Below are 12,843 nucleotides of genomic sequence, written 5' to 3'. Positions count from 1 at the left end.
ATGGGCGCCGCTTCTTCCGCCCCGGTCGCGATCCACTGGTTCCGCAACGATCTGCGCCTGTCCGACAACCCCGCGCTTGCGGCGGCGGCGGCGCATGGGCGCGTGATCCCGGTGGCGATCGAAGATCCCGCGCTCGAGGCCGCGCACCCCGCCGGCGCCGCCTTCGCCTGGTGGCGCGGGCGCGCGCTGGCCGCGCTCGACCGCGCGCTGGGCGGAACGCTGCGGGCGCTGCGCGGCGACCCAGCCGAGGCGCTGCGGGCCCTGGCCGCGCGCCATGGCGCAAGCCTGATCACCTGGACCCGCGCCTACGAGCCCTGGACGATCGCGCGCGACACGGCCGTCAAGGCCGCGCTTGCCGGCGCCGGGCTGCAGGCGCGCAGCGCCAACGGCGCCTTGCTTTGGGAACCGTGGGAAACGCTCAAGCCCGACGGCGCGCCCTATCGCGTCTTCACGCCCTTCTACCGGCGCGGCTGTCTGGGCGCGGCGCCGCCGCGTCGGCCGCTGCCCGCGCCGCGTCTCGACCTTGTGCCGCGCGCGCCCGACGAGCCGGGCCTCGCCGCCCCCGACGAGGCGCCATGGCAGGCCAGGCTGGGGCGCCTCTGGCGCATCGGCGAGGACGCCGCGCACGACGCGCTGCAAGGCTTCGTGCAGGAGCGCCTGGCCGGCTACGCCAAGGGGCGCGATTTCCCGGCGCTGGGGCGGACCTCGCGCCTGTCGCCGTATCTGGCGCATGGCCAGCTCTCGCCCAACCAGGTCTGGCACGCGGTCGAGGCGGCGGGCCCGCCCGAGGACGTGGCCAGCTTTCGCGCCGAGCTTGGCTGGCGCGAGTTCAGCGCCCATCTGCTGTTCCACTTCCCGAAGCTGGCGCACGCGCCGCTGCGGCCCGAATTCGCCGCCATGCCCTGGCGCGACGACCCCGAGGGGCTGGAGGCATGGCGGCGCGGGCGCACGGGCGTTCCGCTGGTCGACGCGGGCATGCGCGAGCTGTGGCAAACGGGATACATGCACAACCGCGTGCGCATGGTGGTCGCCTCGTTCCTGACCAAGAACCTGCTGATCGACTGGCGCGCGGGCGCGCGCTGGTTCGCCGACTGCCTCGTCGATCACAGCCCCGCCTCGAACCTGGCAAGCTGGCAATGGGTGGCCGGATCGGGCGCCGACGCCGCGCCCTATTTCCGCGTCTTCAACCCCGCCGCCCAGGCGGCGAAGTTCGACCCGCAAGGCGACTACATCCGCCGCTTCGTCCCCGAGCTTGCGCGCCTGCCCGACCGTTGGCTGGGCGCGCCATGGTCCGCCCCCGCCGAAGTCCTGGCGCAGGCGGGGCTGCGGCTGGGGCGGGACTACCCGCGCCCGCTGGTCGATCTGGCCGCTTCGCGCCAGCGGGCGCTGGACGCGCATCGCGCCCTTGGCGCCAGGGCGGCGGCCGAAGAGCGCGATGCGCAAGCGCAAGGAGAAGCTCCATGAACATGACGACCCTGCTCGTCGCCCTGCCCTTCTTCGCGGCCGCATTCGCGGCGGCGGCCTCGGGAGCGTTCTTCGACGTGGGCGGAGCGTGGTATCAAGGCCTTGCCGCGCCGTCCTTCCGCCCGCCGGCCTGGGTGTTCGGCCCCGTGTGGACCGTGCTTTACCTGATGATCGCCGCGGCGGGAACGCGCCTGGCGCTTGCGTCGGGCGGCGGCGCGACGGTCGCCGCCTGCATCGGGCTGTGGGCGTTGCAGATGGTGCTCAACGCCCTGTGGACGCCCGTCTTCTTCGGCGCACATGATCTGCGCGGCGCGTTCGCCGTGATCCTTTGCCTGCTGGTCTCGATCGCCCTGCTTGCGGCGCTCGCCTGGCGGGTCGATCGCATCGCCGCGCTGCTGCTGCTGCCCTATCTTGGTTGGGTGAGCTTCGCCGCGGTCCTGAACGGCGCCTTCTGGCAGCTGAACCGCTGAACCGGGCCACGGCCCGCGCATCCGGCTCAGGCGCGCCAGCGCAGCAGGCGGCGCTCGGCCATGCCCAGAAGCCAGCTGACCGTCAGCCCCATGGCCGACAGGATCATCACCCCGGCGACCAGCTGATCGGTCGCCATCAGGTTGCCCGCCAGCAGGATATAGGCGCCCACGCCGTATTCGGCGCCGATCATCTCGGCCGCGACCAGCAGGATGATGGCGATCGAGGCGGAGATGCGCATGCCCGACAGGATCGCCGGCATGGCGCCGGGCAGCACGATCTTGCGGATGATCGACAGCCGCGACAGCCCAAAGCTCTGCCCCATGCGGATCAGCGTCCGATCCACGTTGTCGACCCCGCCATAGACCGCGATGGTCATGGGAAAGAACGTGCCGAACAGGATGGTGGCGACCTTGGATTCCTCGCCGATGCCGAACCAGATGATGAACAGCGGCAAGAGCGCGATCTTGGGAATCGGGAACAGCGCCGCCACCAGCGGCAAGATCCCCGCCCGCGCCAGAGAGAACAGCCCCGCCGCCAGCCCGGCCGCGATCCCCGCCAGCACGCCCAGCGTCCAGCCCTGCGCCAGCCGTCCCAGCGAGGCGCCCAGATGCTTGGCCAGCAGCCCCGACTGGGCCAGGTCGCGCAACGCGGCCAGCGCCTCGGACGGCGCCGGCAGCGCCAGCGGGCTGATCCAGCCAAGGCGCGAGCACATCTCCCAGAACGCGATCAGCCCCGCCAGAAAGGCCGCCCCCGCCCAGCGGCGCGGGCGCGGCGCAAAGCCGCCGCCGCGATAGGGCACGGGCCGCGCGCCCTCGCGCGCATGGGCGCAGGCGGGTTCAGACATCGGCAAGCTCCTGATCGGCGGCGGCGGCCTCTTCGCGCAGAAGCTGCCACAGGCGGCGTTCGTGAACGGCCAGCTCGGGCATGCGCTCGGCGCGCTCTTCGAGCGGCATGTCGATCTCGATCACCTCGCGCACCCGGCCGGGCCGGCGCGACAGCACCGCCACGCGATGGCCAAGGCGCACCGCCTCGGCAAGGTTGTGGGTGACGTAGCAGGCGGTGAAGCCCTCGCGCAGCCACAGGCCGACCAGATCGTCCATCAGCAGCTCGCGCGTCTGGGCGTCGAGGGCGGACAGGGGCTCGTCCATCAACAGGCAGGCCGGCCGCACCGCCAGCGCCCGCGCGATGGCCACGCGCTGGCGCATCCCGCCCGAAAGCTGGCGCGGCAGCGCGTCGCGATAGGCGCTCAGCCGCGTGCGCGCCAGCACGTCGTCGACGATGCGCGCGATTTCGGCCCGGCCCAGGCGGCGATCCTCGAGCGCCAGCGCCACGTTCCCCGCCACGCTGCGCCAGGGCAGCAGCGCGAAGTCCTGGAAGATGTAGGTGAGCGGGTTCAGGCAGCCCTCGGGCGGCTCGCCGACCTGAAGGACGGCGCCCGCGTCGGGCCGCTCGAGCCCGCCCAGCATGCGCAAGAGCGTGGACTTGCCGCAGCCCGACGGGCCGACCACGCACAGGATGCGCCCCGAGGGGATCTCGAGGTCGATGTCCTGCAGGACCGGCGCGCCGGCATAGACATGCGTCAGGCCGACGACGCGCAGATCCATCGGCTTCTCCTCGCGCTCACTCGCCCGCGGGCTGAAAGCGCGGATCGACCAGCTTGTCCATGGTCAGCCCGGCGGGGGCCAGGCCATGCTTCTTGAACCAGGTCAGCTGCCGCTCGACATCCGCGACGTCCAGCGCCGCGCCCGCGTTCAGATGCACCGCGCCGGCCTTGATCGAAGGGGCGGCCTTTTCGCGCGGACGGTCGGCATAGACGTATTTGTGGATCAGATCGACCATCGCCTCGGTGGCGGCGGGGTCGCGGTCCTGGTCCAGCATCACGGCGCGATAGTCGGCGATGCCGCGCGCATAGGCGCGCATGAAGCGGCGCACCAGCTCGGGGCGTTCGGTCGTGTTGGCCGCCGAGGTGAAGATGGTCGTGACCTGATACGGCCCCAGATCGCGCACCCATCCGACGATATGCGCCGCGCCCGCCGCGTCGAGCGGCCGCGCGATGTGCGGCACGATGGCCATGGCGTCGACCTGCCCCGACTTGAGCGCGCCGATCATGGCGCCGACCTTCTGCAGCGGCACAAGGCGCATGTCCTCGAGCGCGAAGCCGTTCGCCTCGGCGATGCGGCCCGCCATGTAGTGGAAGGACGAGCCGAACTGCGTCAGCGCGAAGCTGCGCCCGCGCAGGTCGGCCATCGAGCGCACGCCCTCGTCCCACGCCTTGTTCGAGACCAGCACCGCCGAGCCGTCGTGATCGGGATGCTCGGACATCAGCCCGCCGATCACCCTGACGGCGCCCTTGTCGGCCAGGCTGAAGAAGCCGCCCGTCAGCGCTGTGACGCCGAAATCCACGTCTCCCGAGGCGACCGCCACCGCCACGGGCTGCGCGGCCTGGAAGAACTTGAGCTCGACGTCCAGCCCCTCATCGGCGAAATAGCCGCGCTCGTACGCGATGAAGGTCGGCGCGTGCGAGGTGAAGCGCAGCGCGCCCACGGCCACCTTTTCGGCCGCCGCCGCGGCGCCCGCCGCCATCGCCAGGCCAAGCCCGAGGCCGGCCGCCAGCCCCAGCGCGGCGCGGCGCGTCCAGCCTTGCGCCGCCGCGCGGCGCGTTTCGCCCATGATCTTGCGAGCCATTTTCGCCTTCCTCCCGATCTGGCGCAGCGTCGCGGGCCGCGCGGTCGGCTCGACTATCGCCGCCCGAGCGCGCCGCGTCCAGAGGGCGCGGCCCGCGCAAGGCGGCGCCTTGGTTCAGGCCCCCATGCCCCGCGCCCCGCTCAAAGCGCCTCGCAGGTCACCAGGGGCGCAAGCCGCAGCACCTCGTCGCCCTCGCACAGCTCGGTGGCGGGGGTCTGCACCGCGGCGGCGGCGGCGGCCACGCCCATGCGGCACGCCTCGAGCGCCGAGCCCCCGCGCGCCAGCGTCAGCACGAAGGCGGCCACGAAGCTGTCGCCCGCCCCGACCGCGCTGACGACCTTGACCGGGGGCGGGGCGCACATCCACCGCCCATCGGCGCACGCCAGCGCCGAGCCGCGCGCCCCCATCGCCACCACCGCCATGCGCGCGGCGCCCTCGGCGACCAGCCGGGCGGCCAGCGCGGCGGCCTCGGCGGGCCGATCGACCGGGCGGCCGGCCAGCTCGGCCGCCTCGACCGAGTCCATGCGCAAGAGCTCGAAGGGCGCGCCGCGATGGGCCGCGGCGGCGCGCAGCGGCGCGCCCGAGGTGTCGAGCGCCAGCCGCGCCCCCTTCGCCGCCAGCCGGTCGGCCAGATCGGGCGCGAAGCCCGCCGGCACGCCGGGGGGCTGGCTGCCGCTGAGCACGGCCAGATCGCCCGCGCCGACGGCGCGCGCGATGCGCCGGGCGGCGGCCTCGCAGTCCTCGGCGCTCCAGCTCGGACCGGGCAGGACGAAGCGGAACTGGGCGCCCGTCTCCTCTTCGGTCACGGCCAGGCTCTGGCGCGTGGGCCGGCGCACCCCAAGGCCGTGCGTCTCGATTCCCTCGGCCTCGAGCAACGCGCGCAGGTCGCGCCCGACGCCGCCGCCCATGGCCGCCAGCGCGACGCTGGCGCCGCCCATGCGCGCGATCGCGCGCGAGACGTTGATCCCGCCCCCGCCCGGGTCCATGCGCGCGGGCGCGCAGCGCAGCTTGCGCCCCGGCTCGACCCTGGGCGTGCTGGTGGACAGGTCGAGCGCGGGATTGAGGGTGACGGTGACGATGCGGGTCATCGCAAGCCTTTCGCATTTCGCCTTGCGCCGCCTCAAAGCGGCAGGGGGCCGCCGGTCTTGACGTCGCGCAGGATCAGATTGGTGCGCACGTTGGACACGCCCGGCAGCTCGAACAGCATTTCGAGAAACGCGTTGTAGGCCGCCAGATCGGCGCAGGCCACATGCAGATGATAGTCCGCCTCGCCGGTGGTGGACCAGCAGTCGCGCACCTCGGGGCGGGCGGCGACGGCGCGGGCGAAGGCCTCGGCGTTCTCCTTCACATGGCGGATCAGCGAGACATGCACGATGGCGCGAAAGCCGATGCCGGCGCGCGCCGGGTCCAGCTCGGCCACATGGCGGCGGATCACGCCGGCCTCCTCCAGCGCCCGGACGCGCCGCCAGCAGGCCGAGGGCGACAGGCCCGCGCGCTCGGCCAGCTCGGCGTTGCTGAGCCGCGCGTCGGTCTGGAGCAGGCGCAGCAGGGCGCGGTCGGCGGAATCGAGCTTGGGCGCGGTCATCGGCAAATCCTTTCGCAATTCAGTCATAAACGAAAATTCCTTCCGTTTGCACCACGCAAGACGGCGAAAACGGTGAAACTTTCCGCGCGCAACCGCCTATCCTGAGCCGCGAACCCGCCAGGACGCCCGCAAGGACAGCCGCCATGCTCGACGCCGCCCCAGCCCTTCGCGACTACAAGCTTGACGACCGCTACGCCGCCGAAAGCGGCCGCGTCTTTCTGACCGGCACGCAGGCGCTGACCCGCATCCTCATCGACCAGGCCCGCCGCGACCGCGCCGCCGGGCTGAAGACCGGCGGCTTCGTCTCGGGCTATCGCGGCTCGCCGCTTGGCGGGCTGGACCTGGAGCTGTGGCGCGCGAAGAAGCTGCTCGACGCCCACCGCATCGAATTCCTGCCCGCCGTGAACGAGGATCTGGCCGTCAGCGCCGTCATCGGCTCGCAGCAGGTCGAGACCGACCCCCACCGCCAGGTCCAGGGCGTGTTCGGCATGTGGTATGGCAAGGGCCCGGGGGTCGATCGCTCGGGCGATGCGCTCAAGCATGCCAACGCCTATGGCTCGTCGCCCCATGGCGGGGTGCTGGCCGTGGCGGGCGACGATCACGGTTGCGTGTCCTCGTCGATGCCGCACCAGTCGGACGCGGCGTTCCTGAGCTGGTTCATGCCGGTGCTGTCGCCCGCCTCGGTGGCCGAGTATCTGGAGTTCGGCGAATACGGCTACGCGCTCAGCCGCTTCTCGGGCGCCTGGGTGGGGTTCAAGGTGGTGTCCGAGATCGTCGAATCCGGCGCCTCGGTCGAGCTCAAGCCCCCCCGCGTCTTCGCCGCGCCCGACTACGCGCCGCCGCCGGGCGGGCTGCACTATCGGCTGATGGACCCGCCCAGCCCCGAGATCGAGCTGCGCCTCGCCGAGAAGAAGAAGGCCATCTACGCCTTCGCCGAGGCCAACCCCATCGACCGCGCCATCTTCGGCACGCCCGCCGCGACCTACGGCATCGTCACCACCGGCAAGGGCCACCTGGACCTGATGGAGGCGCTGCGCCTGCTGGGGCTGGACGCCGAGACCTGCCGGCGCATCGGCATCGAGGTCTACAAGGTCGGCATGGTCTGGCCGCTGGCCCGGCGCGACGCGCTGAACTTCGTGCGCGGCAAGCGCGAGATCCTGGTGGTCGAGGAAAAGCGCGGCATCGTCGAGAGCCAGCTCAAGGAATATTTCTACGACTTTCCCGGCGACAAGCCCCAGCGCATGGTCGGCAAGCACGACGAGAACGGCGAGCGCCTGATCCCCTGGACGGGCGAGCTGTCGCCGCGGATGCTGGCGCAGGTCGTGGCGCGGCGGCTGGACGCGCTGTTCCCGGGGCTGGAGCTGACCGCCCGCGCCGAGGCCCTGCCCAGGGCGCCGGCGCCGATCGTGGTCGAGGGCGCGACCCGCACGCCCTATTTCTGCTCGGGCTGCCCGCACAACACCTCGACCCGCGTGCCCGAGGGCTCGACCGCCGGGGCGGGCATCGGCTGCCACGTCATGGCGACCTGGATGAACCGCAACACCGCCGGCTTCGTCCAGATGGGCGGCGAGGGCGTGCCCCGCGCCGGCGCCGCGCGCTTCACCGGCAACCGGCACATGTTCCAGAACCTGGGCGAGGGCACCTGGTATCACTCGGGCTCGATGGCCATCCGCCAGTGCCTGGCGGCGGGGGTGAACATCACCTTCAAGATCCTCTACAACGACGCCGTCGCCATGACCGGCGGCCAGCCCGTGGACGGGCCGGTCAGCGTGCAGCGCGTGGCCATGTCGGTGCGCGCCGAGGGGGTCGAGCGCATCGCCCTCGTCTCGGACGAGCCGGGCAAGTTCCGCGCCGCCGACTTCCCCGCCGGCGTCACCTTCCACCATCGCTCCGAGCTGGACGCCGTGCAGCGCGAGCTGCGCGAGGTTCCCGGCGTGTCGGTGCTCATCTACGAGCAGACCTGCGCCACCGAGAAGCGCCGCCGCCGCAAGCGCGGCACGATGGAGGACCCGCCCCGCTTCGCCGTCATCAACGAGCTGGTCTGCGAGGGTTGCGGCGACTGCTCGGTCGCCTCGAACTGCCTGAGCGTCGAGCCCGTCGAGACCGAGTTCGGCCGCAAGCGGCGCGTCAATCTGAGCTCGTGCAACAAGGATTTCTCGTGCCTTGACGGCTTCTGCCCCAGCTTCGTGACGGTCGAGAACGCCCGCCGCCGCAAGAAGACCGGCGCCGGGATCGACCCGCACGAGGCCGCCGCCCGCCTGCCCCAGCCCGCCCTGCCGCCGACCGACCGGCCGTGGAACCTGCTGGTGACCGGCGTGGGCGGCACCGGCGTGGTGACGGTGGGGGCGCTGATCTCGATGGCCGCGCATCTCGAGGGACGCGGCGCGAGCGTGCTCGACTTCACCGGCTTCGCGCAGAAATTCGGCCCGGTGCTGAGCTATCTGCGCATCGCCGACGCGCCCGAGCAGCTCAACCAGGTGCGCATCGACGAAGGTTCGGCCGATGCGCTGATCGGCTGCGACGCGGTGGTGTCGGCCTCGGCCAAGGCCAGCCCGATGTATCGGCCCGGGATGTGGGCCGCGCTCAACGTGGCCCCCATGCCGACGGGCGACGTGGTGCTGAACCGCGATGCGGATCTGCGCATCGACGAGCGCGTCGCGCGCATCGCCGCGCTGACCGGCGCGCAGCCGCTGACCGTGGACGCCAACGCCGCGGCCGAGGCGCTGCTGGGCGACGCGGTCTTCGCCAATGTGCTGATGCTGGGCATGGCGTGGCAGGCGGGGCTTGTTCCCGCGGGGCTCGAGGCGCTGATGCGCGCCATCGAGTTGAACGGCGTCGCGCCCGAGGCGAACAAGGCGGCCTTCGCCTGGGGGCGTCTGGCCGCGGCCGATCCCGAGGCCTTCGCCGCCGCCTGGCGCAAGCCCGACGAGCGCGCGCGCACGCTCGACCAGGTCATCGAGCGGCGCGTCGCCTTCCTGACCGACTACCAGGACGCGGCCTATGCCGAGACCTACCGCGCCTTCGTCGAAAAGGTGCGCGCCGCCGAGGCCCCGCTGGGCTCCGAGGCGCTGACCGACGCGGTCGCCCGCGCGCTGTTCAAGCTGATGGCGGTCAAGGATGAATACGAGGTGGCGCGGCTGCATCTGGACCCCGCCTTCGAGGCCAGGCTGCGCGACGAGTTCGAGGAGGGCTTCGTCATCCGCCACCACCTCGCGCCCCCGCTTCTGCCGCTGGGCAAGGACTGGCGCGGGCGTCCGCGCAAGCGCGCCTTCGGGCCGTGGGTGCGCGGCGCGTTCCGCGTTCTGGCGCGGATGAAGCGGCTGCGCGGCACGGCGCTCGACCCCTTCGGCCGCACCGCCGAGCGCCGCATGGAGCGCGCCCTGCCCGCCTGGTATCGCGCCCTGATCGAGCGCCAGCTGTCGGAGCTGACGGCGCAGACCCTGCCGCGCGCGATCGAGATCGCCCGCGCGCCCATGGACATCCGCGGCTTCGGCCCGGTGAAGGCGCAGGCGGTCGAAGAGGTCAAGGCGCGCATCGCCGCGCTCGAGGCCGAAGGCGCCGCCTGAAGCGACGCGGCCCGGGTCGGCGGCGCAAGGCCGCCGGGGCGACGTCGCCTGTGCGCCCCGCTCGGCAGGGCCGCGCGGCGGCGCGCCTCGGGGCGGCCGGCCGTGCGCAGGGCCGGGCATCCGCCCCTCCGCGCGGATCGGGCGACGCTCCGGCCAGCCGCGCCCCAGTCAACGCCCCAACTCCCGCCCCACGCCGCCGGCCCGCGGCGCGGCGGCCCTGGCCGGACGGACCCGCCGCCGCGCGCGTCGGGAATGCGGCCTCGCGCACAAGCGCCGACCCCGTCCGCGCCATCCGCGCGGCGCGGCGCAGTTCCGCCGCGTGCGGCGGCGGCCCCCCGATCAGACCCCCCGCGATCAGACGGCGGGGCGCGGCCGGGGCATGGGCGCGGCCGGCGGGCCGCCCCCGCCGGCGACCGTGCGGCGCGAGGGGCGCGAGGCCGGAACGGCGATGGAATCGGCGATGGAATCGGGGGCGGGGCGCATGGCCGGCGCGGCTTCGGCCTCGGCCAGTTCGCGCTCATCCGCCGAGATCGGATCGCCATTCGCGCGCTTGAGCGCGACCACCGCCCGCGCCAGACGGATCAGCAAGCGGTCGTCGTCCAGCGGACCCGCGCCGAAGACGCCGCTCGACACCACCGCCGCGCGGCCGCCCAGCTGCGTGAAGGCGCGCCAGAAACGCTCGCCCATGGCGCGGGCGAAGGGGTTTTCCTCGTCGCGCACCAGCACGAACAGGCTGTCGCCCGCGCGGCGCATCGCCAGGATCTCGACCCGATCCGCGGGGCCGCCCATGCCGGCCGACACGCGCCCCTCGGGCGTCTGCACGAAAGCCTCGAGCGCATCCAGCGCCGCGGCCCGCGCCGCCCGGTCCTGCTCGGGCGCGGCGAACATCGGCCCCGCGCCCAGCGACACCAGCAGCACCTGCGCGGGGCGCTCGTCATCGTCGCCGCAGCCCTGCATCATGACGAATGCGCCCTGCGGGCCGCTGACGGCCGAGGCCGGGTCAAGGCAGAACCCCTCGGGCGGATCGATGCGCACGCGCGCGCCGCCCGCCGTCAAAAGCGCCGGGTCGGCGGCCGGCGCGCCGCCGCGGCCCAGCGCGCCCGGTGCGCCCGGCGGGGGCGCCGCGCAGCCCCAAACGAAGGCGGCGGCCGTCAGCGCCGCCGCCGCGGCCGCCGCGCGAAGGCGGCGGCGTCCGTGATGGTCATGCATCAGAGGTCGGCGTAGACGTGCTTCTCGGCCTTCGCGCCCGGATGAGTGACGGCGCCGAGATAGGTCTTGCCGACCAGCTGGGCGTATTTCCACAGCGCGCCCGAAGCGTAGATCGTCTCGCGCGGGCCCTTCCACTCGGCGCGGCGGCGCTCCAGCTCCTCGTCCGACAGATCGACCGAGATCTCGCCCTTGACGGCGTCGAGGGTGATCATGTCGCCGTCGCGCAGCAGCGCGATGGGGCCGCCATGCGCCGCCTCGGGACCCACATGCCCGACGCAGAAGCCGCGCGTGGCGCCCGAGAAGCGCCCGTCGGTGATCAGCGCCACCTTCTTGCCCATGCCCTGCCCCGAAAGCGCGGCGGTGGTGGCCAGCATCTCGCGCATGCCGGGGCCGCCGGCGGGGCCCTCGTTGCGGATGACGATCACGTCGCCTTCCTTGTATTCGCGGTTCTGCACGGCGGCGAAGGCATCCTCTTCGCATTCGAAGACGCGGGCGGGGCCGGTGAAGCGCAGCTGGTCCTCGCTCATGCCGGCGATCTTCACGATGGCGCCCTCGGGGGCGAGGTTGCCCTTCAGCCCGACCACGCCGCCGGTCTTCGAGATGGGGTTGCTGACGGGATGGATGACGCGCCCGTCCGCCTCGCGCGCGATCTCGTCCAGCTCCTCGCCCAGGGTGCGGCCCGAGACGGTCATGCAGTCTTCGTGCAGAAGGCCGGCCTTGCGCAGTTCCTTGAGGATGACGGGCACGCCGCCGGCCTCGTAAAGATCCTTGGCCACATAGCGGCCGCCGGGCTTGAGATCGACGAAATAGGGCGTGTCGCGGAAGATGTCGCACACGTCGAACAGCGTGAAGTCGATGCCCGCCTCGTGCGCGATGGCCGGCAGGTGCAGGCCGGCATTGGTCGAGCCGCCGGTGCAGGCGACCACGCGCGCGGCGTTCTCGAGCGCCTTGCGCGTGACGATGTCGCGCGCGCGAATGTTCTTCTCGATCAGGTTCATCACCGCGCGGCCCGAGGCCTCGGCATACTGGTCGCGGCTTTCATAGGGCGCGGGCGCCCCGGACGAGTTGAGCAGCGCAAGGCCGATCGCCTCGGACACGCAGGCCATGGTGTTGGCGGTGAACTGCCCGCCGCAGGCGCCGGCCGAGGGGCAGGCGACGCGCTCGAGCTTTTCGAGCTCGCAGGTCGACAGCTGCCCGGCCTGGTGCTGGCCGACCGCCTCGAACACGTCCTGCACGGTCACGTCGCGCCCGTCGAGCCGCCCCGGCAGGATCGAGCCGCCATAGATGAAGACCGACGGCACGTTCAGCCGCACCATGGCCATCATCATGCCCGGCAGCGACTTGTCGCAGCCGGCCAGCCCGACCAGCGCATCGTAGCAATGGCCGCGCATGGTCAGCTCGACCGTGTCGGCGATCGCCTCGCGCGAGGCGAGGGACGAGCGCATGCCCTCATGCCCCATGGCGATACCGTCGGTGACGGTGATGGTCGTGAACTCGCGCGGCGTGCCGTGGGCCTCCTTCACGCCCTGCTTGACCGCCTGGGCCTGGCGGTTGAGGGCGATGTTGCACGGCGCGGCCTCGTTCCAGCAGGTGGCGACGCCGACGAAGGGGCGGTGGATCTCCTCATCGGTCATGCCCATGGCGTAGTAATACGAGCGATGCGGCGCGCGGGCCGGTCCCTCGGTCACATGGCGGCTGGGCAGGCGGTTCTTGAGGTCGGTCTTGGCGTCCATCGCGGCGTTCCCCATGGGCAGGCTTGAGACCGGCGCGCCGGCGCCGCCGCGGGAAAAGCCGCGGCCGGGCGCGCCGCCCCGGCGGCGTCGGGCCGTCCGGGCCCGAAAAGGCTTAGACAAGCGCGCGCGC

10 protein-coding genes are annotated in these 12,843 nt (G+C 72.9%); 3 read left to right on the top strand and 7 right to left on the bottom strand.

What is annotated here, in order from left to right; genetic code table 11:
• The gene (locus LY05_RS02875; RefSeq protein WP_148922043.1) at nucleotides 1-1,464 is read left to right on the top strand and encodes a cryptochrome/photolyase family protein; all 1,464 of its coding nucleotides are present in this window, start codon (nucleotides 1-3) and stop codon (nucleotides 1,462-1,464) included.
• Entirely contained in the window at nucleotides 1,461-1,934 is a 474-nt protein-coding gene (locus tag LY05_RS02870; protein WP_072748164.1) for a TspO/MBR family protein, read from the top strand. The genes LY05_RS02875 and LY05_RS02870 overlap by 4 nt, the downstream gene beginning before the upstream one ends.
• A gap of 26 nt (nucleotides 1,935-1,960) precedes the next feature.
• Here LY05_RS02870 and LY05_RS02865 read toward each other — a convergent pair whose 3' ends face one another.
• The 5 genes from LY05_RS02865 to LY05_RS02845 all read right to left on the bottom strand — a co-directional run bounded on the left by LY05_RS02865 (nucleotide 1,961) and on the right by LY05_RS02845 (nucleotide 6,205).
• Entirely contained in the window at nucleotides 1,961-2,779 is an 819-nt protein-coding gene (locus LY05_RS02865) for an ABC transporter permease (RefSeq protein ID WP_148922042.1), read from the bottom strand.
• Complete coding sequence (locus LY05_RS02860) at nucleotides 2,772-3,539, bottom strand: ABC transporter ATP-binding protein (protein ID WP_072748166.1); 768 nt, start codon at nucleotides 3,537-3,539, stop codon at nucleotides 2,772-2,774. The genes LY05_RS02865 and LY05_RS02860 overlap by 8 nt, the downstream gene beginning before the upstream one ends.
• A gap of 16 nt (nucleotides 3,540-3,555) precedes the next feature.
• A complete protein-coding gene (locus LY05_RS02855; protein WP_245728432.1) occupies nucleotides 3,556-4,620 on the bottom strand; it encodes an ABC transporter substrate-binding protein in 1,065 nt (354 codons plus the stop codon).
• Between the two features lie 140 nt (nucleotides 4,621-4,760).
• A complete protein-coding gene (locus LY05_RS02850; RefSeq protein ID WP_072748167.1) occupies nucleotides 4,761-5,708 on the bottom strand; it encodes a 1-phosphofructokinase family hexose kinase in 948 nt (315 codons plus the stop codon).
• Between the two features lie 32 nt (nucleotides 5,709-5,740).
• Nucleotides 5,741-6,205, bottom strand: coding sequence for an Lrp/AsnC family transcriptional regulator (locus LY05_RS02845; protein WP_072748168.1), 465 nt, complete (start codon nucleotides 6,203-6,205; stop codon nucleotides 5,741-5,743).
• A 143-nt stretch (nucleotides 6,206-6,348) separates the two neighbouring features.
• Here LY05_RS02845 and LY05_RS02840 point away from each other — a divergent pair, with 143 nt between their 5' ends.
• Complete coding sequence (locus LY05_RS02840) at nucleotides 6,349-9,771, top strand: indolepyruvate ferredoxin oxidoreductase family protein (RefSeq protein ID WP_148922041.1); 3,423 nt, start codon at nucleotides 6,349-6,351, stop codon at nucleotides 9,769-9,771.
• 354 nt (nucleotides 9,772-10,125) lie between these two features.
• Here the strand turns inward: LY05_RS02840 and LY05_RS02835 are convergent, their stop codons facing one another.
• Together LY05_RS02835 and ilvD are read right to left on the bottom strand one after the other, a co-directional pair.
• Complete coding sequence (locus LY05_RS02835; protein ID WP_148922040.1) at nucleotides 10,126-10,980, bottom strand: hypothetical protein; 855 nt, start codon at nucleotides 10,978-10,980, stop codon at nucleotides 10,126-10,128.
• Entirely contained in the window at nucleotides 10,980-12,713 is a 1,734-nt protein-coding gene (gene ilvD / locus LY05_RS02830; protein ID WP_072748171.1) for a dihydroxy-acid dehydratase, read from the bottom strand. The genes LY05_RS02835 and ilvD overlap by 1 nt, the downstream gene beginning before the upstream one ends.
• Nucleotides 12,714-12,843: the final 130 nt, after the last annotated feature.

Origin of the sequence: Oceanicella actignis, assembly GCF_008124525.1 — a bacterium.
Lineage (GTDB): Bacteria > Pseudomonadota > Alphaproteobacteria > Rhodobacterales > Rhodobacteraceae > Oceanicella > Oceanicella actignis.
The sequence above is the reverse complement of the archived record's forward strand: the minus strand, read 5'-3'. Positions and strand labels throughout refer to the sequence as shown.